Source organism: Herbaspirillum rhizosphaerae (assembly GCF_001189965.1).
Taxonomy (GTDB): domain Bacteria; phylum Pseudomonadota; class Gammaproteobacteria; order Burkholderiales; family Burkholderiaceae_D; genus Herbaspirillum; species Herbaspirillum rhizosphaerae.
On record NZ_LFLU01000006.1, the window covers coordinates 124,486 to 148,944 of the forward strand.

A 24,459-nucleotide genomic window follows, 5' to 3' on the forward strand; every position below is an offset into this window, starting at 1 on the left:
TCAAATCCTAAAAATTGCAGTACATCAATCACGCCTTTCAAGGCGCAACATGGATTTTGGGGCGAATGTGCTTGAGCTGCGCAACGATGGTAAAGGTCATCACCACCAGCAAGGCCCAGGCGCTCCACTTGCCGATATGCACCGTGGACCAGGCGCCGATCTGATTCGGATAGCGCCAGATGCCGAAAAAGGTGCTGATGTTTTCCGCCAGCCAGATGAAGAAACCGATCAGCAAAAACGCCAGCAGCAAAGGCATCTTGCGGTCGCGGTCATAGGGACGGAACACCACCGTCGTGCGCGCATACAAGCCCAGCGCACAGGCGCCCAGATACCAGCGGTAGTCGCCGATATAGTGATGCGTGAAAAAATTCAGATAGATCAGCACCGCAATCAGCGTCGCCATCCAGTATGGCGGATGGTGCAGGATGCGCAAGTGAAACAGGCGCCAGGCCTGGATGATATAGCTGCCGACGGCGGCGTACATGAAGCCGGAAAACAGCGGCACGCCGAACAGCTTGGAATACGCAAAATCCGGATAGCTCCACGACTGGATCTGCCCTGAAGTCTTGAACACTTCCAACGCAAAACCGACAACGTGGAACACGCTGATCGCCTTGAGCTCGTCCATGGTTTCGATGCCGGTCCTGACCATCCAGAACTGTACCGCCAGGGCGAACAGCAACAAGGCGTCATAACGTGCGATCCCGAACAAGCCCTGACGCGGCATCAGAAAAATCGCCGCGAAGAACAGCCCCGCGAACAGACAGGAGCGCGCTTCCTTGATGCCGAAGTACCAGAACTCGACAACAAAGCGCCGCGGCCCGGCAAGCGCCAGACGCTCCGCAGGGGCCATCAGATGACGATCGAGATTGGCGAGCATGGCCGGCGTCAGTTCAGCAAATGATCAAACGGAATAAAACGCACCAGGTCGCCTTCGGCGATGGTCTTGCCCGGCGCATTGTCGATCAGGCCGTCGCCCCAGACGGTCGAGGTTAGTACGCCCGAGCCCTGATGCGGGAACAGGTCGAGTCCGCCCTGGTCGTTGAAACGGGCGCGCAGGAATTCTTGGCGGCGGTCCGCCTTGGGCCAGTTGAAATCGGCGCGCATGCTCAGCGCGCGCGGCGCAACGTTTTCCACGCCTTGCAGGCGCAGCAGGAAAGGACGCACGAAGATCAGGAAGGTGACGAAGGTCGATACGGGATTGCCGGGCAAGCCGATGAAGAAGGCTTTGCCGGCGTTGTCGGTGCCGCGATTGATCTCGCCGAAAGCCAACGGCTTGCCCGGTTTCATGGCGATCTGCCACATGTTGAGGCGGCCTTCGGCTTCGACCGCCGGCTTGACGTGGTCTTCTTCGCCGACCGATACGCCGCCGCTGGTGATGATCAGGTCGTGGCTGGCGGCAGCGGCGCGCAAGGTGTCGCGCGTGGCTTGCAATTGATCCGGCACGATGCCGAAATCCCTGACCTCGCAACCGAGGTTTTCCAGCAGGCCGCGCAGCAGGAAACGATTGGAATTGTAAATCGCGCCGGGCTTCAGGGCTTCGCCCGGCATCGTCAGTTCGTCGCCGGTAAAGAACACGGCCACGCGCAGCCTGCGCACCACCGGCAAGGTCGCCAGTCCGACCGAAGCAGCCAGGCCCAGCTCTTGCGGACGCAGACGCACGCCGGACGGCAAGATGGTGCTGGCAGCCTTGATGTCTTCGCCGATGGTGCGGATCCAGTCGCCCGCCTCCGGCACATGGCGAACGATGACGTGATCGCCGTCGGCATCTTTGCTGAACTCGCAGGCTTCCTGCATGACGATGGCGTCAGCGCCTTGCGGCACCATGGCGCCGGTGAAAATGCGCGCCGCCGTACCCGGCTCCAGCGCCGTGCCGACGTGACCGGCAGGAATCCGCTGCGACACGCGCAACCGCCTCTCGCCGCCGGCGCACTCGGCCGCACGAACCGCATAACCATCCATCTGCGAATTGTCCATGCCCGGCACGTTGATCTGCGACACCTGCGCCGCCGCCAGTACGCGGCCATTGGCTTCCAGCGTGGGGACGATCTCGACATCCGTCAGCGGCACGGCGGACTTGGAAAGAAACTTGGTCGCTTCGGCGACGCTGAGCAGAGGTGGCTTGACTAGCATGGAAAGGGAATGGATTGCCTCGGAAAGGCCTCCATTCTAGTGCAAACCGGGGCGTGGAGCTGACTATCCGGCCAACCCCGCTCCGGTCTGGTTCTGGCGCAGCAATCCCTGCATCGCCGCAGCAAAACGCGGATCGCCGAGCAGGCCCACGTTGTAGCGCGACCAGCGCGATTGGACTTCGGTATCGATATGGAAGATGCTGCCCGGCGCGGTGACGATATTTTGCCGCATCAGTGCCTGCGCCAGCGTCTTGGAATCCGGATAGCCGGGCATTGCCGCCCAGACATACAGGGACTGCGCCGGGGCGCAGAAGAGTTCCGCCCCGAGCTGATCGAGCAGGCGGCGCGCACTCTCGGTCGCCTGCGTCAGGCGGTCACGCAAACGTGCGGCATGACGGTTGTAATGGCCTTCGCTGAGGATGACATCGAGCGTGCGTTCGCAGTATTCGGAACTGCTGACGTGGATCAGCATCTTGATGTCGGCCAGGTCGCTGGCCAGATCGCGGTGGCAGGCCAGGAAGCCCACGCGCAGGGCCGCCGACACCGACTTCGAAAAGCTGCCGACATAGATCGTGCGCCGCAGCTGATCCAGCGTGGCGATGCGCGGCGCGGCGTTGGGCTTGAAATCGGCGAAGGTGTCGTTCTCGACGATGATGGCGTTGTAGCGGTCTGCCAGCTGCAGGATCTTGTGAGCCTTGTGCGGCGAGGTGTCGGATCCGGTCGGATTGTGCGCCAGCGTCTGGGTGAAGAACAGGCAGGGCTTGCCGGTTTTCAGCTCGCGCTCCAGCGCTTCCAGATCCGGTCCGTCGGCCAGGCGCGGGATGCCGACGATGCGCGCGCCGCTCAGTTTGAGCTTGCCGAACAGCATGTAGTAACCCGGCTCATCCACCAGCACGCGGTCGCCCGGCTTGACGAAATTGCGGATCACGATATCCAGCGCCTGATTGGCGCCATGCGTGAGCACGATCTGGCCGGCCGAGGCCTCGATGCCGTGATTGGCGAGCCGGTGCACCAGATGCTGGCGCAGCGGCTGGTAGCCGAAACGGCTGCCGTAGCCGAACAAGGCGCCGAGCCCGGTGCGCACCACCTTTTGATGGAATTTGTCGAGCCGCACCTCGCTCAGCCAGTCCACCGGCGGAAAGCCGTCGCCCAGACGCAGATGTTCGGGATCGCTTTTCGATTGTTCGCGCATGAGCCAGACCACGTCCATGGCGCGACTGAGCGACGAGGCCTCGTCGTCTTCCTTGATGGCGGGCGGCGCCACGCAGACGAAAAACCCGGACCCGCGCCGCGGCTCGAGCACACCGAGCGAGGTCAAATAGTCGAAGGCGTTGACCACGGTATTCTTGGCGCAATCATGGGTCTTGGCCATGTCGCGGATGGACGGCAGGCGGCTGCCGGGCGCGTACACGCCGTCGCGGATCTGGCGCTGGATCAGTTGCACCAGCTGGCGTGTGAGGGTCAGCGGCACGGCTGCTTCTGTGGATCTGGTCGGCATGGCGACTCCGGATGGATGCTGCATCGCAGGACAAGTGTCTTGGGTACAGTTAATCAACTGTTGGTGAAAAGTGTACCAAATATATTGGGTACAGCCTGTTATTCTTGCCTTCATTCCATCCCGGCCACGGCCGGACATAACATCGAGACAAAGGCAAGCCATGAGCGTCGATTCCCGACTCCCGCAATTCCGTTCCCTGACACCGCAACAACGCCTGGCGCAAATCGCCGAGCGCGCCAACCTGAGCGCCGACGAAGCCGCCCTGCTCGGTAATCCGGCCGCACTCTCGCTGGACGTCGCCAACGGCATGATTGAGAACGTGGTCGGCACTTTCCAGCTGCCGATGGGCGTGGCCGGTTATTTCCAGCTGAATGGCAAGGATGTGCTGGTGCCGATGGCGGTCGAAGAGCCCTCCGTGGTGGCGGCGGCTTCCTTCATGGCCAAGCTGATCCGCGATTGCGGCGGCTTCCACACCTCCAGCAGCGCACCGCTGATGCGCGCCCAGGTGCAGGTCATCGGCGTGAGCGATCCCTACGGTGCGCGGCTGGCGATTCTCAAGGATCGCCAGGCCATCATCGACATCGCCAACAGCCGCGACCAGTTGCTGATCAGCCTGGGCGGCGGCTGCAAAGATATCGAAGTGCACGTCTTCCCCGACACGCCGCGCGGCGCGATGGTGATCGTGCACCTGATCGTCGACGTGCGCGACGCGATGGGCGCCAACACGGTCAACACCATGGCCGAAGCGGTTGCCGGCCATATCGAACAGATCACCGGCGGCAAAGTGCGCCTGCGCATCCTGTCCAACCTGGCCGACCTGCGCCTGGCGCGCGCCCACGTGCGCGTCTCGCCGGCAGCATTGACCACCGCCGACTACGACGGCGCCGACGTCATCAACCGCATCGTCGATGCGTACACCTTCGCCGCAGTCGATCCTTACCGCGCCGCCACGCACAACAAGGGCATCATGAACGGCATCGATCCGGTCATCGTCGCCACCGGCAACGACTGGCGCGCGGTGGAAGCCGGCGCGCACGCCTATGCCGCCCGCAACGGCCACTACACCTCGCTCTCCACCTGGGAAATCGGCAACGACGGCCATCTGGTCGGCACGCTGGAAATCCCGATGCCGGTCGGCCTGGTCGGCGGCGCCACCAAGACGCATCCGCTGGCGCGCCTAGCGCTCAAGATCATGGACGTCAAATCAGCACAGGAGCTGGCCGAAATCGCCGTCGCCGTCGGCCTCGCCCAAAACATGGCCGCCCTGCGCGCGCTTGCCACCGAAGGCATCCAGCGCGGCCACATGGCGCTGCACGCACGCAACATTGCACTCGCTGCCGGCGCCGCCGCAGACGAAATGGATTGGGTGGTGCAGCAAATGGTCGCCGCCAAAGACGTGCGCGTGGATTTTGCGGTTAAGCTGCTAAGCCAGCGACGTGGAAAATAAGACGCACCAGCAGCACAAAAAAGATCGCTTCATCAGAAAGCATCGATAACCAGGAGACAACATGCAAGCACAATTCAAACTGAACACCCTCGCCCGCCTGATCGCAGCTTCCGCGCTGGTCTGCGCCGGCGCCGCGCAGGCGCAAGTGTCGGACGATGCCGTCCGCATCGGCTTCATCACCGACATGTCCGGCCCCTACGCCGACACCGACGGCGCCGGCGGCCTCGAAGCGATCCGCATGGCCGTGGCCGACTTCGGCGGCAAGGTGTTGGGCAAGCCGATCGAAGTAATGTCCGCCGACCACCTGAACAAGGCCGACATCGCCGCCACCAAGGCGCGCGAATGGGCCGACCAGCGCGGCCTCGACATGCTGATCGGCGGCGTCAACTCTGCCACCGCGCTGGCGACGAACAAGGTCATGGCGGAAAAGAAGCGCGTCTACATCAACATCGGCGCCGGCAGCGCGCGCCTGACCAATGAAGAATGCACGCCCTATACCGTGCACTACGAATACGACACCGTGGCCCTGGCCAAGGGCACCGGCAAAGCGGTCCTCAAACAAGGCGGCAAATCATGGTTCTTCCTGGAGGCCGATTACGCCTTCGGCCACGCGCTGGCCAGCGACACCGGCGCCGTGGTCAAGGCCAACGGCGGCACCGTGGTGGGCTCCGTGAAGCATCCGCTGTTCGCCTCCGACATGTCGTCCTTCCTGCTGCAGGCGCAGGGTTCCAAGGCGCAAATCCTCGGCCTGGCCAACGCCGGCGACGACACCGTCAATGCGATCAAGGCGGCCAAGGAATTCGGCGTCACCAAGACCATGAAGCTGGTGGGCCTGCTGATGGTGATCAACGACATCCACGCCCTCGGCCTGAACAATGCCGAAGGCCTGATGATGACCGACAGCTGGTACTGGGACAAGGACGAAGCTTCGCGCCAGTTCGCCAACCGCTTCTTCCTGAAGATGAAAAAGATGCCGAGCACGCATCAGGCCGCGGCCTACTCCGCGACCACGACCTATCTGAAGGCAGTCGCCGCGATCAAGACCGACGATTCGACCAAGGTCATGGCCGAGCTGAAGAAAATGAAGATCGACGACTTCTACAACAAGGGCTACATCCGCGCCGACGGCCGCAACATCCACGACATGTACCTGTACCAGGTCAAGTCGCCGGCCGAATCGAAGAAGCCATGGGATTACCTGAAGCTGGTGGAAACCATCCCCGGCGAGCAGGCATTCACTACCGTCGCCGAATCGAAGTGCAGCTTGCTGAAACCGCAGTAAGCAGAAAAACAAGCGAAAAGTCTCCTGCAGTACCTGAAGCTGTTGTGGTGTGAACCGGCCGGCATGTGAACCATGCCGCCGGTTCTTTTTTATGTCCAAACGGAAATCGGCTCAGTTACCGCTAGTTGCCACTAGTTGCCGCTGCGACGATAAAACGCCATCGTCCCCGCCAGCGCCAGCAAGATCGCGCCGCAAGACCGGTCCAGCCACAGCACTGCGCGCTGGCGCAGCAGACTGACGGCGCGCGCACCGATGACCGCATAGCCCAGCATCACACTGAAATCCAGCGCCGCAAACACGACGCTGATCGCCGCATACTGCGGCCATTGCGGCTCGGCGGCGTTGATGAATTGCGGCAGCAGCGCCGAGCAGAACAGATATCCCTTGGGATTGGTCACCGCAACCAGGAAAGACTTCGCAAAAATCCGCGACGGCGCCACATCGCCCGGCTCCGCCACCGCGCGCGACAAATCCAGCCCGCCATTGGAACGCAGCATGCGTATCCCCAGCCACGTCAGGTAGGCCACGCCGATCCACTTCACCACCGAAAACCAGAACTCGGACGCCGCCAGCACCGCGCCCAACCCCAGCGCCACCGAGCCAACCAGCACAAAATCCGACGACACCGCGCCGAGCATCCCCGCCAGCGAGCGGCGCACGCCATAGCGCGCGCCATTGGCCAACGCCAGCAACACCGTCGGGCCGGGCGTGGCGATCGTTACCAATGCCACCAGCGCGAACAGCGCCAGGGTGGTGAAATTCAGTGTGTGTGCAAGCATGGTGTCGTCCGAAAATTGTTATCAATTGTGCTGCGTTTATCCGCAAAAAGCGAGCCCGCTTATTCGGCCTTTGGCCTGAGCCACTGCTTGTCATACGTCTATGCGGCTTGCTGGTTAAATGTCGCCTGGCGTTTTTCGTTATTCATTGCCGTTGTTCATTGTCTGAGTTTGTACCATGGGCATGCCGCTTCTTGCCGGCCTTCTTTCAACAACATTAGCAACTCATTCATTCCGCTAATCGATTTCCCCCTCAAGACTGATACTTTCAAAATCCGAAATCAGCACGTCAAGGCGAACATGCCGGCGCCCTGTTGCCGGCAGTGCAAAGGCCTTGGTTTTCCAGGTCTCGTTTTCTCCGAGCTGCGTTTCTTCTTCCAACGCTTCCAAGCCCTGTTGAGGCGAAGAAAATTTCAGTACGACTTCTTTGGCTTTCAGCGGGGCTCCTTCGCCGTCAGCGAGAAATACCTGAGCTTCGACCTGATTGCTGCCTCGCGCAACCAGCGTCACATCCGCCATCGCTTCCGCCGTGTGAATATGAATGTGCGAGGCGGTCGCGCGGGATGGCGCCAGCGCACGTGGCGGCGGCGTGAAACGCCATGTAGTAGCGGCTGCGAGAATCAGAAGCACCAACATGATCTCGACTGCAATAAGCTTTCTCATCGCACGGGCAGCACGATGATCCCCCTGTTCCACACGCACCGTCAAACCGTATCTGTTGAAGGCGGCAACCGCAAGAAGGCCCGACAGCAGAGCAAGTTTGACGCACAGGATTCTTCCGTAATCGCTCAGCCACAATTCATTCAGGTGTCGCAACTGAAGCGTCGTCAGCACGATGCCGCTCACCAGCAACGCCGCCAGTACCCGGGGAATGGCGCGCGAAAACTTTCGCAAGATCTGCGGCCCCTGCGTTTTTCCAAGCGCCGACATCAAAGGCAGCAACGAACCGATCCACAGGCAAATCGCAACGGCATGCAAAAATACCGTTGGACGCGCCAGCCAGGTCGGCGGCGCCGAGGCGGCGTGTCCGCTGGAGGCCAGCGCGGCACCCAGCAGCAGCAATGCGGCAACGCTCGCTCCTGGCCCGATCTGCTTTTTGATGTTCCCGGCACAGCCGACGAGCGACGCCGCCAGCATCAGAGCAGCCGTCGTCCCGTAAGTCGTACCCAAACTGGTTTTCCACGGCGCCCAGGAGAGCAACTGATCCCACGATGCCGAGAGCGCATCGAGACCGTGCGTGCCGACGGCTACCGGCAGCAATAGCCAACTGGAGAAGATAAGTGCATTGATCCATCTCGGCGGCGCATCTGTCTCGACAGAGAAAAAAGCGCGAAAGGCAACGCCGCCGATACCGAGAAACAAGCACACATACAAAGCAAATCGAGACAACCAGATGATGGCAACGAGCATGGGAGACGAAGCCGACAAGACCGGTTTCACCTCGGAAGACGGAGACCCGAGCGAGTAGCTTAATGCTCCCCCCACCGGATGGCCATCTGCCGAAATAACCCGCCAGCTCAACAGATAGGTGCCGACGACTTCTGTTTTGGGGAGAGCGATTTTCAGTCCGTCAGGAATGACGGCGATCTGGCTTAATGGTTTGATGGAGCCGTCCGGAAACACCAGCTTGAACACCAACGGCGCCACCGGCTCGTTGAACCGCAACACGACATCTGCGGGCCCCGCGCTGAGAACGCTGGCGTCAGACGGCTGAGAGTCGATGAGCGATGCATGCGCGAATGCCGCGACTGAAAAAATCTGCAGAAGGCAGGCAACAAGAACCATGAACAGGTATTTCACGCGGCGCATATGTTCCTGAGCGGCTATCCGCCAGGGCTGGCGACTGGAAAGAGCATTCATCGTCTTGGCGCGACGGTCAAGGAAAACCGCGTTCGTGCATGGTCACAACCGGATCAAGGCTTGGCGACGATCGTCAGTTTGGGAGCAGGATTCTCGGATGGTTCTTTGGTTTCTATCCAGCGGGATACGCCCTTTTCACACTCCTGCACCACCGGGAAGGAGACGACAGTTCCTGCCGGCAAATCTGTCGTCAGATTCGCCTGAAAGATAAATTCATCGTAGTAAGCATCCGGCAAATTGCCGGTCCAGGATATCTCGCGAACTCCCGATGTCACTTGCGCACCATGCAAGGAATAGGACTTGGCATAATTGCCTTCGACGAGTTCCAGCTTCCAGCCGGCCTTCGGTTGCGGCTTGACGGAAATCACGCCGGCCGGAATCTGAATGCGAATCCTGGTGGTGGGCGAGCCTTTGCATCCGTGAGGCACCTTGAAGACCGCTTTGTAGTAGCTGCCGGCAACGGCTTGCTTCGTTTCCAACGTGACGTGCGCGAATGCGGACGGCGCAACAATAGACGCACCAACAGCGGCACCAATAGCGGCGAGCAGGAAGACATTCAAACGTGGGAAGCGCATCACAAAGAACCTCGATGAAAACAAGCAGTCGGAACAGCGTTCTGGAATGGGGAGACATGACGCATTGCGCGTCAATCAGGTATCAAATCAGGCATCGAAAGATGTTATCAGCTTATCGCTTTCTCAAACTTGCAACAGACTGACATATCGGGTTTCAGGGGTGCGACACATTGTCGCACCTATGCCGACAATTGCGTATTGACCGTCTTCATGACAGTGGCCCCAGCGTTCGCTGGGACGACAGTTTTAGGAAAATGGGCTTAACCGAACGGCATTACCCGTTCATACCGGGCTTTTTTGTCCTCTCACCGATCGGACAGAATATTTCAAGGGGAAATATCCTTACCCGCTCAATGCCCGCGCAGAATCGCTTTCAGGAAAAGCTTGAGATCCTTTTCCAGATCCACGCCGAAGTCTTGCCTGGCCACACCGCGGATTACCAGCGGCTCCAGCAACGGCTCGCTTGCGCCTGCGGTCCGGACGGCGCCGCCCAATGCGTCGAATTTGATGGAATAGACATAATCGGGATTCGTTGCGAGATCGGGATTGTTCGCATGGCGCCGGACACGGAAGCTCAGGCTCAGGTACTCCGGCTTGCGGCTGTCTTCGCTCAATTCTTCAGACCACCAGCCCGCAGCCTGCAATTCGGCCCGCAACGCGGCGACCGTGTTCTTCACCGCATCCACCGCTCTGGAAGTGATGATGTCGAAATCCTCCAGCGCCTGCCTGGCGTCATCCTCTGCCGCTTGCCTCTCCAACGCGATCTCGCGTATCGCCTCGTCAAGTATTCCCATGGTTCGTCTTTCATTTCATCGAAGAGAGGATGGTAGCCGACAAGCGCAGGAAACCCACGAAAAAATTGCCGGACAAGGGCCCCCTAGTGGCCACCGATAGCGCTTGCAATCGGCTGAGGATTGCCGCCGGCGTCATTGATGGCCGGCGCCATGTTCGGGACAGACGCTCCGCGGCCATACTCTCGCGGCGAACACGCCATGACTCTTTTGAACGCCTTGCCGAAAGCGCTTTCGGACTCATAGCCAAGCGACGAAGCGATGGCCGCAGTCGATTCGCGCGAATTCTTCAGCCGGTCGCCGGCCAGCAACATGCGCCAGCGCGTCAGGTATTCCATGGGCGTGGCGCCGACCGTCTGCTTGAAACGCAGCGCAAAGACCGACCTCGACATGCCGACATGTCCTGCAAGTTTTTGCAAGGTCCAGCCGTGCCCGGGGTCGTCATGCATGCATCGGATGGCCGCGCCCATCTGCTTGTCGGCGAGCGCAAACAGCCAGCCGACGCCTTCCGTCGCCTCATCCGCGAGGTGCAGCCGCAAGGCCTGCACCAGCATCATGTAGGCGAGTTGCTGCGTGATGAGCGAGCCGCCCGGCTGCGGGTCGCGCACTTCTTGCGCCATGCGCTCCAGCGACCAGCGCATGGCGGCCTTGTCGGACTCTTTTCGGATATGCACGACGGGCGCCAGCGAGCTCAGCAAAAAATCCGCGTGGCTGCCCGTCAGGATGAAGTGGCCGCCGACCAGATAACAGCCGCCTTCCGTCCTGACGGCAACTTGCCCGTCCGTTTTGATCCGCTCGCGCAGCGCGAAAAAATCGACCGGCGTCGCCGACAGGTCGGTCGCCAGCCGGAACGGCGGCCCGGGCGGCAACAGATAGCAGTCGCCCGCAGTCAACAGTATTTCCCCGGCAATCCCCTCCACGGACAAGCAGCATTGCCCGGAAACCACGGCGTAGCACTTGATGCCTTCATGTTCGGGCCACTGAATCGCCATGTTGCCGGGGATCTGAAACCCGCCTGCCACATAACTTCGCGCCTTGAACAGCGACAACACCTCTGAGAGCGGATCCATAAGCCTCCGGACGATTGAGCCAATAATGCGGACTTTATCGCATTGATGGTATCGATTCAAGCGCTTATATTGAGCCTCATCGGACTGTCTCAGCGTCCTCAACTAAAGCAAAGGCGTTCATCATGCGTATTTTTATCACCGGCGCGACCGGTTTCATCGGCTCGGCCATCGTGGCGGAAGTCATCAAGGCAGGCCATCAGGTGCTTGGCCTGACACGTTCGGAAACCGGCGCGCAATCGCTGCTCGCGGCCGGGGCCGAAGTCTTTCGCGGCGACCTGCAAGACCTGGACAGTCTGCGCCGCGGCGCGGCCATGTCGGACGGCGTCATTCACACCGCCTTCAATCACGATTTCTCGCAGTTCGTCGCGAATTGCGAAGCCGACCGGCAAGCCATTGAAGCACTGGGATCGGCGCTCGCCGGCTCGGATCGTCCGCTGCTCATCACCTCCGGCACCGGCATAGGCGCTATCGCCCCGGGCCGCCCCGCGACCGAAGAAAATTTCAATGCCAACCATCCGAATCCGCGCAAGGCATCGGAGCTGGCAGGCGTCACCGTCGCAGAGCGCGGCGTCAATGTATCGGTCGTGCGCTTGCCGCAGGTCCACGATACGCGCAAGCAAGGCCTGATCAGCCCGCTCATCGAGATGGCGCGCGCGAAAGGCGTCTCGGCCTATGTCGGCGACGGCCAGAACCGCTGGCCGGCGGCGCATGTCAGCGACGTCGCCCGGCTTTATCGGTTGGCGTTGGAGCGGCGGCAAGCAGGCAGCCGATACCATGCCGTCGCCGAAGAAGGAATTGCGCTTCGGACCATCGCCGAAATCATCGGCAAAGGATTGAATATCCCGGCGGTCAGCCTCTCGTCCGAGGAAGCGCTCGCGCATTTCGGCTGGCTCGGCGATTTTGTCGGACGCGACCTGCCCGCCTCAGGCGCGCAAACAAGGGAATGGCTGGACTGGCATCCGACCGGGCCGGGATTGATTGCGGATCTCGAACAGATGAAATACTTCGAAAACTGATCGTTACGGAACATGATGACGCCATGGGCTTACTGCTCAGGCGTCATTCGTCACAGTTACTCGCTATCCTCACCCGCCATGATCGCCCGCAGCTGCTCTTCAAACACTTCCGGCGGCTGGCCTCCCGAGATCAGGTAGCGATCATTCACAACGACAGCCGGCACGCTGCTGATGCCGCGTTGCGCCCACAGCACCTCTTCTTCCTTCACTTCCTGCGCGAAACGATCCGATGCCAGCACTGCGCCTGCTTCGGCGCCGTCCAGGCCGGCCTTAACGGCGAGCGCCGCCAGTACGTCCCTGTCCGCGATGTTCTTGCCGTCGGTGAAATACGCTTCGAGCAGGATCAGCTTGAGCGCCGGCTGGACATTCTTTTCTTTCGCCCACGCAAGCAGGCGATGCGCGTCGAAACTGTTGTAGACGCGACTGGCGTCGTCACGATTCATGGTGAAGCCGACGGCAGCAGCCCGGGCACGGATCTGCTCGCGGTTGGCGCGCGCCTGGTCGGCGCTGATGTTGTATTTCGCGGTGATGTATTCAAGCTGAACCTCACCGGCTGCGTTCAAGCCGGGATTGAGCTCGAAGGGATGCATGGTGAGATCGACCTGCGTGTCCGGGCCGATGCGTTCCAGCGCGGTATTCAGACCCGCCAGCCCGATCGCGCACCAGGGGCACACGATGTCGGAGACGAAATCGATTTTCAAAGCCTTATTCATGTCAATACCTCATGACGTGGCACCTGTGGTCAGGTGGTGTGAACAGATGAGTGGGATTCCATCGGAACCGGAATCCCGGGCCTGCACATGATAAGACTTTCTCTGCCGGTCTGCCGGAGGCTGGGACGAGATACGCATCCCCGCCCCGAATGACCAGCTTGCGCTGATGCGATCACCAGGCCGCCACAATTCCGCCCTTGAATTCCCCCTCGATAAATTTCTTCACTTCATCCGACTGGTAAGCCTTCACCAGCTTGGGCAACCAGACCTGGTCACGGTCTTTTTCGCGTACGGCGATCAGGCATGCGTAAGGACTCTCGCCACCCTCCACCGCCAAGCTGTCGCGCACCGGATGCAGGCCTGCCTTCGCCGCATAGTCGGCATTCACCGCCGACGCATCCAGATCGTCCAGCGTGCGCGGCAGCTGCGCCGCGTCGATCTCGATGAACTTCCACTTCTTCGGATTTTCAACGATATCGATAGGCGTCGCGTTCACTCCCGTCAACGGATCAATCCCTGCACGCAGCTTGACCACACCCTGCTTCTGCAATAGCAGCAGGACGCGGCTTTCATTGGCGGGGTCATTCGGGATGCCGATCCTGGCGCCGGCCGGGATGTCGTTCAGGCTGCGATACTTCTTCGAGTAAATCGCCATCGGTCCGATGAACGTGCGCCCGGTCCCGTACAGCTTGTAACCCCGCGTCTTGATCTGCGCGTTCAGGAAGGGACGATGCTGGAAGCTGTTGGCATCCAGTTCGCCGGCATCCAGCGCGGCATCGGGCTGGATGTAATCGTTGAACTCGACGATCTGGATCTTGTAGCCGGGATTGCTGCACTCGAAGACCCGTTTGACCACTTCAAAAATCTGCGCATGCGGGCCGCTGGTGACGCCGACCTTCAATGTCTTATCCTGCGCCGCGGCCGTCGCGGCAACACCGGCTGCAACACTCGTCAACAACAAGCCCGCCAGCAGACGGGTAAAAAATCGCGCCATGAATCATCCTCAAATAGCGCTAATTTATCTGCCGTCGGCGGCGAACAAAACGAATCTTTTGTTGCTTGAATATTTGCTTTTTGGTGACCGCAATATCGGGCAGAGATCAGACGGTGATCCGGCAGAAATCAGGCGATCAGCAATTCGCGCGGTTCCCCCGCAACCTGGCGGCGCGCGGCTGCGGAAGGCACCGCCGCAATCAGCGAACGCGTGTAGTCGTGCTGCGGCCTCTGCCAGATGCTGTTGTGGTCGCCGGACTCGACAATGCGTCCGCCGTTCATCACCAGCACCTTGTCGGCGATGTAGCGCACCACCGACAGATCGTGCGATATGAAAAGATAGGACAAACCGAACTCGCGCTTGAGGTCCACCAGCAAATTCAGTATCTGCGCCTGCACCGAGACGTCGAGCGCCGACACCGGTTCGTCGCAGATCACCAGCGCCGGCTTGAGCACCAATGCCCGCGCGATGCCGATGCGCTGCCGCTGACCTCCGGAAAACTGATGTGGATAGCTGCGCAAGGCGCGCTGCGGCAAGCCGACCAGATCGACGATCTGCTCGATGCGGCGGCGGCGTTCCGCCTTGTCCTTGACGTCGTGGATCACCAGCGCTGCATCGAGAATCTCGGCCACCGTGTGGCGCGGATTGAGCGAGGCATACGGATCCTGGAAAATCATCTGCACACGGCGACGGTAAGGACGCAGCCGCGCGCCATTGAGCTGCGCGATGTCGTCGCCGTCCAGCAGGATTTTCCCGGCGCTGGATTCAACCAGGCGCACGATGGTCTTCGACAGCGTCGACTTGCCGCAACCGGACTCCCCCACCAGGCCGACCGACTCGCCCGGCGCCACGTCGAAGGAAACACCCTTCACGGCATGCACGACGCCGTTGCGCGAACGGTAATGTGTGTGCACGTCCTGCAAGGACAGCAAGGGTTTCGCGGCGGTGGAAACCGGCGGCAAAGGCAGCGCATGCTCGCGGCCGGACAGCGTGAAGATGCGCTCGTCGCCCTTTTTCTCCGTACGAATCTCGGGCAGGCGGCCGTCGCGATAGTGATAGTTCTGCGCCATCTGCAAGGAGGCACCCAGCAAGCCTTGCGTATATGGATGGCGCGGACGATCGAACAGGATCTCGCTGCGCGCTTCCTCGATTTTCTTGCCGCCGTACATGACGACGACGCGGTCAGCCCATTGTTCGACCACCGCCAGATCGTGCGTGATCAGCAGCACGGCCATCGACAGCTCGCGGCGCAACTGATCGAGCAGCTCCAGAATCTGCGCCTGGATCGTCACGTCCAGCGCCGTGGTCGGTTCGTCCGCCACCAGCAGACGCGGCCGACAAGCCACCGCCATGGCGATCATGACGCGCTGGCGCTGGCCGCCGGACAGGTTGTGCGGATAATCGTTGAAGCGGCGCTGCGGCTCGGGAATACGCACCAGTTCCAGCAGCTCGATGGCGCGCACCCTGGCGGCCTGCGCCGACAGCGGCTGGTGCAGGCGGATGGCTTCGACCACCTGCCGGCCGATGGTCAGCACCGGGTTCAATGATGTCATCGGCTCCTGGAAGATCATCGAGATCGCGTTGCCGCGCAGCGCGCAGATTTCTTCTTCCGGCAGCGTCTGCAGATCGCGGCCTTCAAACACGATGCTGCCCGATACGCGCGCGCTGTCGGGCAACAGGCGCAACAGCGACAACGCCGTGGTCGACTTGCCGCAACCGGATTCGCCGACCAGCGCCAGCGTCTCGCCGGCGTCAATGCCGAGGCTGAGACTCTTGACGGCATCGTGACCGGGAAAGGACACGCTGAGGTTGCGGATGTCGAGGATCTGGCTCATGGTGATCTTTCTGTGGTCAGTGCTCAGGCGGGAACGCCGTTGCGATAGCCGGCGCCGGCATGCTGCTCCGGCAGGCGGGCGCCGCCGGAAAACAGCTTCTCGCGCAAGGTGCCGGGAGCATAGTCGTGCTTGTAGGAACCGCGCGTCTGCAACTCAGGGATGACCAGATCGACGAAGGCCTCAAAACTCTCCGGCGTCACGGTGCGGGTCAGGTTGAAACCGTCGATGTCGGTCTCGCGTATCCACGCTTCCAGTTCGTCGGCCACTTGCTGCGGCGAACCGACGATGGTGGCGTAACGCCCGCCCAGCTCCAGTTGCTGCAACAGCTTGCGCTTGGTCCAGTTGAGTTCCGGATTGGTCACGGTCTTGACCAGCGATTCGATGGAGTTGGTCTTGACCTGGCGGATCGGCTCGTCCAGTTCGTACTGCGAAAAATCGATGCCGGTGCCGCTGGAGAAATGCGCAAGGCCGGCTTCCGGGCTGGCGTAGCGTGCATATTCGGCATATTTTTCACGCGCTTCCTTTTCGGTCGGCGCGACGACTACGGTCAGGCCCATGAAGACCTTGACGTCGTCCGGCCGGCGGCCTTCGCGCACCGCGCCCTCGCGGATGCCGGTCACCAGCTTGCGCACGGCGTCCTTGCTCTGGCCGGAGACGAACACGCACTCCGCGTGCCGTGCGCCGAACGCCTGGCCGCGGCCGGACGAACCGGCCTGATACAGCACAGGCGTGCGCTGGCGCGACGGCTCGCTCAGGTGGATGCCCTCGACCTTGTAGTAGTCGCCGCTATGCCGGATCTTGTGCACCTTGTCCGGCTGCGCATAGATACGGTTCTGGCGGTCGCGGATGACGGCATCGTCTTCCCAGCTGCCTTCCCATAACTTGTAGACGACTTCCATGAATTCGTCGGCGCGGTCGTAGCGCTGGTCGTGTTCCAGCTGTTCCGACAAGCCCATCGCGCGCGCCGCGCTGTCGAGATAGCCGGTGACGATGTTCCAGCCGACGCGCCCCTTGGTCAGGTGATCGAGCGTCGACATGCGGCGCGCAAACAGGAACGGCGCTTCGTAGGTCAGGTTGGCGGTGATGCCGAAACCGAGATGTTGCGTCACCAGCCCCATTGCCGAGATCAGCAGCATGGGGTCGTTGACCGGCAGCTGGATCGACTCGCGCAGCGTGATGTCGACCGAGTTCTGGTACACGTCGTAGACTCCGACGATGTCCGCCAGGAACAGGCCGTCGAACTTGCCGCGCTCCAGCAGTTTTGCCAGCCCGGTCCAGTATTCGATGTCGGTGTAATCCTGCGAACGGTCGCGCGGATGCGTCCACAGGCCGTGGTTGATGTGATTCACGCAATTCATGTTGAACGCGTTGAGGCGGATCTCCTTCTTGCCGGCGTCCGTACTCATGCTGCGTCCGCCGTAGCGTATTCAGGCTCAAGCTGCACGTCGAGCGCTTCGTTGAAGCGCGCGAAGAAAGCGCACAGCGCGGCGCGCAGCGTCAGCTCCACGATCTGCGATTCGGAGAAATGTTCGCGCAATCGCTCCACCAGACTGTCGCCGACACGTTGGCGCGTAACTGCCAGCGCATAATCGCGCACCAGCTTTTCCACCGGGCCCAGACCCGGCACGTCGGCATCGAGGATGCGCTCCACGGTCTCCGCCGACACATGCTGCGCCGCCAGCTTGGGCGCATGGTGCGAGACGCAGTAGCTGCATTCATTGGCCTTGGACGCCGTGACCAGCACGATCTCCAGATGCAGCTTGGAGATATTGCCTTCCGCCGCGAACTGCAGCAGCAAGCCGTAGATGTGTTCGATCGAGGCCGGCCGGTGCGCCAGCACGCCCAGCATGTTGCCGAAGGCGCCGTACTCGTTCTCGACTTTCTCGAAGATCGTACGTGCGTGGCCTTCCGGCAACTGATTCGATAACAGGGTTGATACGCGTGCCATGGTGTTTCTCCTATTTTCTGTCGCGCGGATCGAGCACGTCGGCCAGTCCGTCGCCTAATAAATTCAATGCCAGCACCGTCACCACGATGGCGATGCCGGGAATCGTCGTGATGTACCAGTCGGTGCGGATCACCTCGCGGCCCGAGCCGACCATGTTGCCCCAGCTCACCGCATTGGGATCGCCCAGGCCGAGGAAGGCCAGGCTGGATTCCGTGAGGATGGCAGTCGCCACCATCAGCGAGGTCGACACCAGGATCGGCGTCAGCGTATTGGGCAAGATGTCGCGCAACATGATGCGCAGATCGGTCGCGCCGAGCGCGGCGCTGGCCTGCACCATTTCACTGTAGCGCAGCTTGAGCACCTCGGCGCGCACCAGCCGCGCCAGGCTCGGCCAGGCGGTCACGCCGATGGCCAATGCAATCGTCAGCAAGCTCGGCTGCACCACGGCGACGATCGCCAGCGCAAACAGGAAGGACGGGATGGTCTGGAAGAATTCCGTCACGCGCATCAGCACGGCGTCGGCAAGGCCGCCGTAATAGCCGGCCAGCAAACCGCCGCTCACGCCCAGCAGCAGCGCCAGCAAAGTCGAGACCACGGCGATCAGCAGCGACACGCGCGCGCCGTGGAAAATACCGCTCAACAAATCACGGCCCAGCATGTCGCTGCCCAGCAAATGCGTCGCATCGACGCCGGGATGCAGGAAAGGCTCTGCCACCATGTCCAGCGGATCGCCGGGAAACAGCCACGGCGAGGACGCCGCCATCAGCACGACCACCAGCAACAGCACGCCGCCGACCAGCGCCGACGGCGAACGCAACAGACGGCCGAACCAGCCGCGCGCGGTCGGCGCGGCGATCAGGCTGGCGGGCGCATCAGTTTTGCTCAGCGCCAAAGTGGAAACAAGTTCGCTCATTGAGAAGCCGCTTTCAGGCGAGACGGATACGCGGATCGAGACGGGTATAGACGAAGTCCACCACCCAGTTCACCACGATCACGACGATGGAACTGCACAGCAAGATGCCGAGCAGCAGATTGAAATCGCGCTGGAACAGCGCTTCGAACGCCAGCCGCCCCAAGCCCGGCCAGGAGAACACGGTCTCCACCAGCACCGCGCCGCCGATGATGGAGCTGACCTGCACGCCCAGCATGGTGACCAGCGGCAGCAAAGCATTACGCAGCACATGCGCGAACAGCACGCGCGGCGGCCGCGCGCCCTTGGCGACGGCGGTGCGGACGAAATCCTGGCGCCGCACTTCGACCATGGTGGCGCGCATCAGGCGCGTGTAGACCGCCATGTAGAACAAACCCAGCGTCACCGCCGGCAACACCAGATGGCGCGCCACGTCGACGACGTGCGCCCAGCCGGTAAAGCCGGCTTCAATCGTGAACATGCCGCCCACCGGCAACCAGTCTAGCCACACCGAAAACACCACCACCAGCATCAGGCCGATCCAGAACAGCGGCGTGGCGAAGAACAGCAGCGCCAGCGTCGAGATCAGCACGTCGGCGATCTTGCCCGCGCGATAGGCGGCGATGGCTCCCAGCGTGGCGCCGGCCACGACCGCGAACACAATGCTTGCGCCCATCAGCAACAAGGTCGCCGGCACGCGTTCGGCTATCAGTTGCGCCACCGGCATGCCATGGCGAAAGGAATAGCCGAGATTGAAATGCGCGAGATTGAGCAGGTACTTGCCGAACTGCACCAGCAGCGGCTGGTCCAGCCCGAACTGGGCGCGCAGCGCCGCCATGTATTCCGGCGTCGCCGCCCCGGCCTCCCCTGCCAGCACCTGGGCGGCGTCGCCCGGCGCCAGCCGCAGCAGGAAGAAATTGATGACGGCCACGCCGAGCGCCACGCTGACCAGTTGCAGCAGGCGGCGAACGACGACGTTATTGATTTTCATCGCCATCCTCAGGGAGCCGCTTTGGCGACTTTGGCCGTGTTGTCGAACCAGGCGTTCTTGAGCGAGCTGTAGATCTGGTCGACGCCAGTGACGGTGTCTTTCAGGTTGGCGGCCTGTACGGTGAAGAAATGCAACTCCAGCAGCGGGATCGACGGCAGGTCGGTCTGCACGCGTTGCTGCAGTTTCTTGAACAGCGCGACGCGTTCGCTCTGGCTGGCCGAGGACTGGGCTTGCTCGATCAGCTTGTCGGCCTCGGCGCTGCGGTAGCCCGAGCCGTTGCTCCACGGGATGTTCTTGCCGACCGAATCGCTCCAGTAAGCGCGCGTAACGCCCACCAGCGGATCGGCGAAACCGGCGAACCACACCACCGACAAGTCATAGTCGCGATCGCCGTAGACGCGCTTGGTGTAAGTCGGCGTGTCCTGTGCGCGCACATTGACGTCGATGCCGATACGTTTCAATGCTTGCTTGATGTATTCGCCGCTGCGCTTGTAGTCGTCGCCGTAAGGCAGGTAATCGAGATTGATGCGCAGGCGGGTGCCGTCGGCGCCGCGCTTCAGGCCGGCTTCATCAAGCAGCGCTTCCGCCTTCTTCGGATCGTAGCCGTACTTCGGCACGTCGTCGGTGTGGAACTGCTTGAGCGTCGACACCACCGGGCTGACCGCCGGTTTGCCGAAACCATACCAGACCACCTTGTTGAAGGCGTTCAGGTCGATCGCATAGGCCAGCGCCTGGCGCACGCGCACGTCCTTGAAATAAGGTCGGTCGACGTTGACGTCAAGGAACAGCCATGGCGAAATCCAGTCGTATCCGCGCGTTTCCAGTTTGAGGCCGGGCAGTTTGGCGAGGCGCTCGGCATCCTTCAGCGGCACCGGCGAGAACGGCGCATATTGCGCTTCGCCCTTTTCCAGCGCAGCGGCGCGCGCGCCGGCGTCAGGCACGACCTTGAAGATGATCTTGTCGAGGTAAGGCTTGCTAACGCCTTTGCTCCCGACGTTACTCTTATCCCAATAATTCGGATTGCGTTCCAGCGTGATGTAGTTGCCCTTGCTCCATTCCTTGAACACGAACGGGCCGGTGCCGACCGGCTTGTTGTTGTACGGATTGTTGAGGATGTCGGTGCCTTCGTACAAATGCTTGGGCAGCACTTGCGCGCCGTTGCTGTTGAGCGAGCTCAGGACAGCCAGCGACGGTTCGCTGAAACGGATGATGACGGTGTAGTCGTCCGGCGTGTCGACGCCGGTGACGGTGCCGAAGATGATCTGGTTACGCGGGTGGATTTTCTTCCAGACGTTTTCCAGCGTCCATTTGACGTCGGCCGAAGTGAACGGCTTGCCGTCATGCCACTTCACGCCATGGCGCAGGTGGAAGGTCAGCGTCTTGCTGTCCTTAGAGACGTCCCAGCTCTCCGCCAGCGCCGGACGCAGCTTGAAATCGTTGTCGTATTCCACCAGGCCGTCGAACACGTTGGCGCTGAAGAAACCGGTCGGCGCCGCCGTGTTCAACGCGGACGTCAGGATCACCGGCTCGGGCTGGATGATCGCGGTCAGCGTGCCGCCGCGGGTCTGCGCGAACGCATTAAAGGCCAGCGTGAGAGCAGTGGCAGCGGTGGCTGCCAGCAGCTTGAATACAGTCTTGTTCATGTTGTGTTTTCCCTCGGTATTTTTATTGCCCGGCTTTCGCCAGGTTCGCGTTGGCCGGTTCCAGCCACGCGTTTTTCAGCGAGCCCTGCGACTGGTCGCCGTCTTGCGTGATGCCCTTGAGGCGCGGCGAATGCACCGTGAAGAAATGCAATTCGATCAGCGGCAAGGTCGGCAGCTCGGTCTGGGTGATCTGCTGGAATTTCTTGAACAACGCGATGCGTTCGGCCTGCGTGGCGGCGCCCTGCGACTGCTCGATCACGCGATCGACTTCCGGATTGCTGTAGCCGGAGCTGTTGGTCCAGGGAATGTTCTTGCCGATCCAGCCCGACCAGTACATGCGCGTGAGGCCGATCTGCGGATCGGGGAAGGAAGCGTTCCAGGTAATCGCGGTATCGAAGTCGCGGTCGCCGTAGACGCGCTTGGTGAAGGCCGCCGTGTCCTGGCTGCGGATGTTGACTTCGATGCCGACGCGCTTGAGCGATTGCTTGAGGTATTCGGCGGTGCGGCGGTAGTCGTCGCCGTACGGCAGATAGTCGTTGCTGATGGTGAAGCGCACGCCGTCGGCGCCGCGCGGGAAGCCGGCTTCATCCAGCAGCGCTTCCGCCTTCTTGGTGTCGTAGGGATAACGCGGCACGGTGTTGTCGAAGAACTGCGACAAGGTCGTCGGCACGATGCTGACCGACGGCTTGCCGTAGCCGTACCAGACCACCTTGTTCAGGCCTTCCAGGTTGGCCGCGTGGGCGATGGCGCGGCGCACGCGCACGTCTTTCAGGTACTTGTTGTTGAGGTTGTAGTCGAGGTAAAGCACGGGCGACGACCACTGATAACCGCTGGTTTCGACCTTGACCTTGCCGGACTCGGCCAAGCGTTGCGCTTCTTTCGGCGGCACCGGGCTGAACACGGCGTACTGGGCGTCGCCGTTCTCCAGCGTGGCGGCGCGCGCGCCGGCGTCAGGCACGACTTTGAAGATGATCTTGTCGAGATAAGGTTTCCCCTTCTCCCAGTAATTCGGATTGCGTTCCAGCGTGATGTAGTTGCCGCGGCTCCACTCCTTGAATACGAACGGGCCGGTGCCGACGGGCTTGTTGTTGTTCGGATTGTTGAGGACGTCGGTGCCTTCATACAAATGCTTAGGCAATACGGGCGCGCCCCAGGAGTTAAGCGTCGACAGCAGGGCCAGCGACGGCTTGGTAAAACGGAAGATGGCGGTATTCGCGTCCGGCGTGTCGACCTGAGTCAGGTTGACCAGGATGGCCTTGTTGCGCGGGTGAACGGTCTTCCAGACGTTTTCCACCGACCATTTGACGTCGGCCGAGCTGAACGGTTTGCCGTCGTGCCATTTGACGCCCTTGCGCAAATGGAAAGTGATGGCGAGACCGTCCTTCGACACTTCCCAGCGTTCGGCCAGCTGGCCGTGCGGCTTGAGATCGTTGTCGTAGGACAGCAGGCCGTCGTAGACGTTGGTGGCGATCAGCGAGGTCGGCTGCGCGGTGTTGACGGCGCCGGTCAGCGTGACCGGTTCGGGCTGGACGATGGCGACCAGCGTGCCGCCTGCTTTGGGAAGCTGCGCTTGCGACTGCGTCTGCGCTGCGGCGATAAACGGCAAGGATGCAAGCAATAAACCGGAAAGCAAAGAAAGCGTGAAGCGATTGTGCATGGTGTCTTTTCTTGTTGTGCGGACGCTAAGTCGGATAGTCAGATAGTCGGGCGTGGACGAACACTCAGATCGCGCCATGGCGCGGCGGCTTCTTGTCGTTGAGGTAGTAGTTGCCGATGGCGTGATATTTCCAGCGCACCGGATCGTGCAGCGTGTGCGTGCGGGCGTTGCGCCAGTGGCGGTCGAGATTGTTTTCGGCCAGCGTGGATTGCGTTCCTGCCAGCTCGAACAGCTTGCTGCCTGCGGCCAATGCCACGTTGTTGGTCAACACGCGCGACTCGGCGACCGCGATCGACGCTGCGGCGACGGTGTCCGCGGTGGGATCGGCGGCGGCCAGGTCGACCTTCAGTCCGGCGCGATCGACCAGGGCTTCCGCAGCATGCAGTTGCACGGTCAGATCGCCGACTTCGCGTATCGTCAGCGGATCGTCGCCGGCGCGCTCGACGCCGCTGTCGATCCAGGGGCGCGAGCGCGTGGACACGAAGCGGATCAGGTCGGCATACGCTGCGCGCGCAATACCCAGATCGATGGCGGCATGCAGCAGTTGCGCAAGCGGCCCCACGGTCGTCGGGCGATCGAATGAGGCCTGGAAGCCCAGCACCGCATCGGCAGGCACGCGCACGTTGTCGAAGATCGCCGAACCGCTGCCGGTGGTGCGCTGGCCGAATCCCGACCAGTCGTCGACGATGCTGAGTCCTGCCGCGTCGCGCGGCACCAGCGCCAGCTGCTGCACGCCGTCGTCGCCGATGGCCGAGGTCGGCACCCAGTCGGCATACAGCGCGCCGGTGGCGTAGAACTTGCGGCCGTTGATGCGATAGTCGTCGCCGTCCTTGGTCAAACGCGTTTTGCGCTCGGCGGAATTCTTGGTGCCGATCTCGGCCAGCGCATTGCCGAAGCGGTCACCCTGCAACACGCGCTCGAAGTAGAAGCGTTTTTGCGCCTCGCTGCCGTTGACGCGGATGATCTCCACCGCATAAAAGTGGTTCTGCGGAATCTGGCCGAGCGAGCCGTCGGCCTCGGCGATGATGGCCGTGACTTGCGCCAGAGTGACGTTGGAAACGCCGGCGCCGCCGTATTCCTTCGGCACGGTGATGCCCCACAGGCCGGAACGGACATAACGTTCCAGCTCCGCCCACGGCAGGCGGCGTTCGCGATCGCGTTCGGAGGCTTCGCGCGCCAGTTCGGCAGCCAGTTTGTGCGCGACTTCGATGGCTTCGGCGTCGCTGCGGATCCTGGCGACGATGCGCGGCTCGGCGGAACGTGTTGGCGCATCCGGAGAGGCGACGGCAATGGCGGAGTGACTCATGATTGTGCTTTCGAT

Annotated in this window: 21 protein-coding genes; 3 read left to right on the forward strand and 18 right to left on the reverse strand. The window is 61.7% G+C overall.

The features are described 5' to 3' along the window. Nucleotides 1–37: 37 nt before the first annotated feature. The 3 genes from AKL25_RS10940 to AKL25_RS10950 all read right to left on the reverse strand — a co-directional run bounded on the left by AKL25_RS10940 (nucleotide 38) and on the right by AKL25_RS10950 (nucleotide 3,630). Entirely contained in the window at nucleotides 38–880 is an 843-nt protein-coding gene (locus AKL25_RS10940; RefSeq protein WP_050477694.1) for a DUF817 domain-containing protein, read from the reverse strand. An 8-nt stretch (nucleotides 881–888) separates the two neighbouring features. Next, entirely contained in the window at nucleotides 889–2,133 is a 1,245-nt protein-coding gene (locus AKL25_RS10945) for a molybdopterin molybdotransferase MoeA (RefSeq protein WP_050477695.1), read from the reverse strand. Nucleotides 2,134–2,196: 63 nt separating this feature from the next. Further along, a complete protein-coding gene (locus AKL25_RS10950; protein ID WP_050477696.1) occupies nucleotides 2,197–3,630 on the reverse strand; it encodes an aminotransferase-like domain-containing protein in 1,434 nt (477 codons plus the stop codon). Nucleotides 3,631–3,766: 136 nt separating this feature from the next. Here AKL25_RS10950 and AKL25_RS10955 point away from each other — a divergent pair, with 136 nt between their 5' ends. Together AKL25_RS10955 and AKL25_RS10960 are read left to right on the forward strand one after the other, a co-directional pair. Further along, nucleotides 3,767–5,077, forward strand: a complete 1,311-nt coding sequence (locus AKL25_RS10955) for a hydroxymethylglutaryl-CoA reductase, degradative (RefSeq protein ID WP_276203011.1) — start codon at nucleotides 3,767–3,769, stop codon at nucleotides 5,075–5,077. 61 nt (nucleotides 5,078–5,138) lie between these two features. Further along, complete coding sequence (locus tag AKL25_RS10960) at nucleotides 5,139–6,359, forward strand: ABC transporter substrate-binding protein (protein WP_050477698.1); 1,221 nt, start codon at nucleotides 5,139–5,141, stop codon at nucleotides 6,357–6,359. Nucleotides 6,360–6,490: 131 nt separating this feature from the next. On the opposite strand, the gene AKL25_RS10965 is transcribed toward AKL25_RS10960, so the two are convergent. From AKL25_RS10965 to AKL25_RS10985, 5 genes are all read right to left on the reverse strand, one after another. Beyond that, entirely contained in the window at nucleotides 6,491–7,138 is a 648-nt protein-coding gene (locus tag AKL25_RS10965) for a LysE family translocator (RefSeq protein ID WP_050477699.1), read from the reverse strand. 234 nt (nucleotides 7,139–7,372) lie between these two features. Beyond that, nucleotides 7,373–8,995 (reverse strand): copper resistance CopC/CopD family protein, encoded by a 1,623-nt coding sequence (locus tag AKL25_RS10970; protein WP_083444649.1) that lies wholly within the window; start codon nucleotides 8,993–8,995, stop codon nucleotides 7,373–7,375. Nucleotides 8,996–9,048: 53 nt separating this feature from the next. Next, complete coding sequence (locus tag AKL25_RS10975; protein ID WP_050477701.1) at nucleotides 9,049–9,570, reverse strand: YcnI family copper-binding membrane protein; 522 nt, start codon at nucleotides 9,568–9,570, stop codon at nucleotides 9,049–9,051. Nucleotides 9,571–9,920: 350 nt separating this feature from the next. Then, complete coding sequence (locus AKL25_RS10980; protein WP_050477702.1) at nucleotides 9,921–10,364, reverse strand: hypothetical protein; 444 nt, start codon at nucleotides 10,362–10,364, stop codon at nucleotides 9,921–9,923. Between the two features lie 83 nt (nucleotides 10,365–10,447). Beyond that, nucleotides 10,448–11,431, reverse strand: a complete 984-nt coding sequence (locus AKL25_RS10985) for an AraC family transcriptional regulator (protein ID WP_050477703.1) — start codon at nucleotides 11,429–11,431, stop codon at nucleotides 10,448–10,450. Between the two features lie 122 nt (nucleotides 11,432–11,553). Between AKL25_RS10985 and AKL25_RS10990 the strand changes: the two genes are divergently transcribed. Continuing rightward, nucleotides 11,554–12,447 carry an SDR family oxidoreductase gene (locus tag AKL25_RS10990; RefSeq protein WP_050477704.1) on the forward strand — a complete coding sequence of 298 codons (894 nt, stop codon included), beginning with the start codon at nucleotides 11,554–11,556 and terminating at the stop codon, nucleotides 12,445–12,447. 56 nt (nucleotides 12,448–12,503) lie between these two features. On the opposite strand, the gene AKL25_RS10995 is transcribed toward AKL25_RS10990, so the two are convergent. From AKL25_RS10995 to AKL25_RS11040, 10 genes are all read right to left on the reverse strand, one after another. After that, the gene (locus AKL25_RS10995) at nucleotides 12,504–13,160 is read right to left on the reverse strand and encodes a DsbA family oxidoreductase (protein ID WP_050477705.1); all 657 of its coding nucleotides are present in this window, start codon (nucleotides 13,158–13,160) and stop codon (nucleotides 12,504–12,506) included. A gap of 172 nt (nucleotides 13,161–13,332) precedes the next feature. Continuing rightward, entirely contained in the window at nucleotides 13,333–14,154 is an 822-nt protein-coding gene (locus tag AKL25_RS11000; RefSeq protein WP_050477706.1) for a MetQ/NlpA family ABC transporter substrate-binding protein, read from the reverse strand. 128 nt (nucleotides 14,155–14,282) lie between these two features. Continuing rightward, a complete protein-coding gene (locus AKL25_RS11005) occupies nucleotides 14,283–15,989 on the reverse strand; it encodes an ABC transporter ATP-binding protein (RefSeq protein ID WP_050477707.1) in 1,707 nt (568 codons plus the stop codon). A 23-nt stretch (nucleotides 15,990–16,012) separates the two neighbouring features. Beyond that, nucleotides 16,013–17,395 (reverse strand): LLM class flavin-dependent oxidoreductase, encoded by a 1,383-nt coding sequence (locus AKL25_RS11010; RefSeq protein WP_050477708.1) that lies wholly within the window; start codon nucleotides 17,393–17,395, stop codon nucleotides 16,013–16,015. Then, nucleotides 17,392–17,937, reverse strand: a complete 546-nt coding sequence (locus AKL25_RS11015) for a carboxymuconolactone decarboxylase family protein (protein WP_050477709.1) — start codon at nucleotides 17,935–17,937, stop codon at nucleotides 17,392–17,394. The genes AKL25_RS11010 and AKL25_RS11015 overlap by 4 nt, the downstream gene beginning before the upstream one ends. Nucleotides 17,938–17,947: 10 nt before the next feature. After that, on the reverse strand, nucleotides 17,948–18,850 hold the full coding sequence (locus AKL25_RS11020) for an ABC transporter permease (RefSeq protein ID WP_050477710.1): 903 nt from the start codon (nucleotides 18,848–18,850) through the stop codon (nucleotides 17,948–17,950). 13 nt (nucleotides 18,851–18,863) lie between these two features. Then, nucleotides 18,864–19,838, reverse strand: coding sequence for an ABC transporter permease (locus tag AKL25_RS11025; protein WP_050477801.1), 975 nt, complete (start codon nucleotides 19,836–19,838; stop codon nucleotides 18,864–18,866). 8 nt (nucleotides 19,839–19,846) lie between these two features. Continuing rightward, the gene (locus AKL25_RS11030) at nucleotides 19,847–21,481 is read right to left on the reverse strand and encodes an ABC transporter substrate-binding protein (RefSeq protein ID WP_050477711.1); all 1,635 of its coding nucleotides are present in this window, start codon (nucleotides 21,479–21,481) and stop codon (nucleotides 19,847–19,849) included. Between the two features lie 22 nt (nucleotides 21,482–21,503). Beyond that, on the reverse strand, nucleotides 21,504–23,138 hold the full coding sequence (locus AKL25_RS11035; RefSeq protein WP_050477712.1) for an ABC transporter substrate-binding protein: 1,635 nt from the start codon (nucleotides 23,136–23,138) through the stop codon (nucleotides 21,504–21,506). 64 nt (nucleotides 23,139–23,202) lie between these two features. Further along, a complete protein-coding gene (locus AKL25_RS11040; protein WP_050477713.1) occupies nucleotides 23,203–24,444 on the reverse strand; it encodes an SfnB family sulfur acquisition oxidoreductase in 1,242 nt (413 codons plus the stop codon). Between the last annotated feature and the right edge of the window lie 15 nt (nucleotides 24,445–24,459).

What these genes read in the sequence shown, in the direction of transcription:
- AKL25_RS11005 (WP_050477707.1), bottom strand. Translation starts at nt 15,989, where the DNA reads ATGAGCCAGATCCTCGACATCCGCAACCTCAGCGTGTCCTTTCCCGGT.
- AKL25_RS10975 (WP_050477701.1), bottom strand. Translation starts at nt 9,570, where the DNA reads ATGCGCTTCCCACGTTTGAATGTCTTCCTGCTCGCCGCTATTGGTGCC.
- AKL25_RS10970 (WP_083444649.1), bottom strand. Translation starts at nt 8,995, where the DNA reads ATGAATGCTCTTTCCAGTCGCCAGCCCTGGCGGATAGCCGCTCAGGAA.
- AKL25_RS10945 (WP_050477695.1), bottom strand. Translation starts at nt 2,133, where the DNA reads ATGCTAGTCAAGCCACCTCTGCTCAGCGTCGCCGAAGCGACCAAGTTT.
- AKL25_RS11000 (WP_050477706.1), bottom strand. Translation starts at nt 14,154, where the DNA reads ATGGCGCGATTTTTTACCCGTCTGCTGGCGGGCTTGTTGTTGACGAGT.
- AKL25_RS11040 (WP_050477713.1), bottom strand. Translation starts at nt 24,444, where the DNA reads ATGAGTCACTCCGCCATTGCCGTCGCCTCTCCGGATGCGCCAACACGT.
- AKL25_RS11010 (WP_050477708.1), bottom strand. Translation starts at nt 17,395, where the DNA reads ATGAGTACGGACGCCGGCAAGAAGGAGATCCGCCTCAACGCGTTCAAC.
- AKL25_RS10995 (WP_050477705.1), bottom strand. Translation starts at nt 13,160, where the DNA reads ATGAATAAGGCTTTGAAAATCGATTTCGTCTCCGACATCGTGTGCCCC.
- AKL25_RS10965 (WP_050477699.1), bottom strand. Translation starts at nt 7,138, where the DNA reads ATGCTTGCACACACACTGAATTTCACCACCCTGGCGCTGTTCGCGCTG.
- AKL25_RS11030 (WP_050477711.1), bottom strand. Translation starts at nt 21,481, where the DNA reads ATGAACAAGACTGTATTCAAGCTGCTGGCAGCCACCGCTGCCACTGCT.
- AKL25_RS10940 (WP_050477694.1), bottom strand. Translation starts at nt 880, where the DNA reads ATGCTCGCCAATCTCGATCGTCATCTGATGGCCCCTGCGGAGCGTCTG.
- AKL25_RS11015 (WP_050477709.1), bottom strand. Translation starts at nt 17,937, where the DNA reads ATGGCACGCGTATCAACCCTGTTATCGAATCAGTTGCCGGAAGGCCAC.
- AKL25_RS11035 (WP_050477712.1), bottom strand. Translation starts at nt 23,138, where the DNA reads ATGCACAATCGCTTCACGCTTTCTTTGCTTTCCGGTTTATTGCTTGCA.
- AKL25_RS11020 (WP_050477710.1), bottom strand. Translation starts at nt 18,850, where the DNA reads ATGAGCGAACTTGTTTCCACTTTGGCGCTGAGCAAAACTGATGCGCCC.
- AKL25_RS10950 (WP_050477696.1), bottom strand. Translation starts at nt 3,630, where the DNA reads ATGCCGACCAGATCCACAGAAGCAGCCGTGCCGCTGACCCTCACACGC.
- AKL25_RS11025 (WP_050477801.1), bottom strand. Translation starts at nt 19,838, where the DNA reads ATGAAAATCAATAACGTCGTCGTTCGCCGCCTGCTGCAACTGGTCAGC.
- AKL25_RS10985 (WP_050477703.1), bottom strand. Translation starts at nt 11,431, where the DNA reads ATGGATCCGCTCTCAGAGGTGTTGTCGCTGTTCAAGGCGCGAAGTTAT.
- AKL25_RS10980 (WP_050477702.1), bottom strand. Translation starts at nt 10,364, where the DNA reads ATGGGAATACTTGACGAGGCGATACGCGAGATCGCGTTGGAGAGGCAA.
- AKL25_RS10960 (WP_050477698.1), top strand. Translation starts at nt 5,139, where the DNA reads ATGCAAGCACAATTCAAACTGAACACCCTCGCCCGCCTGATCGCAGCT.
- AKL25_RS10990 (WP_050477704.1), top strand. Translation starts at nt 11,554, where the DNA reads ATGCGTATTTTTATCACCGGCGCGACCGGTTTCATCGGCTCGGCCATC.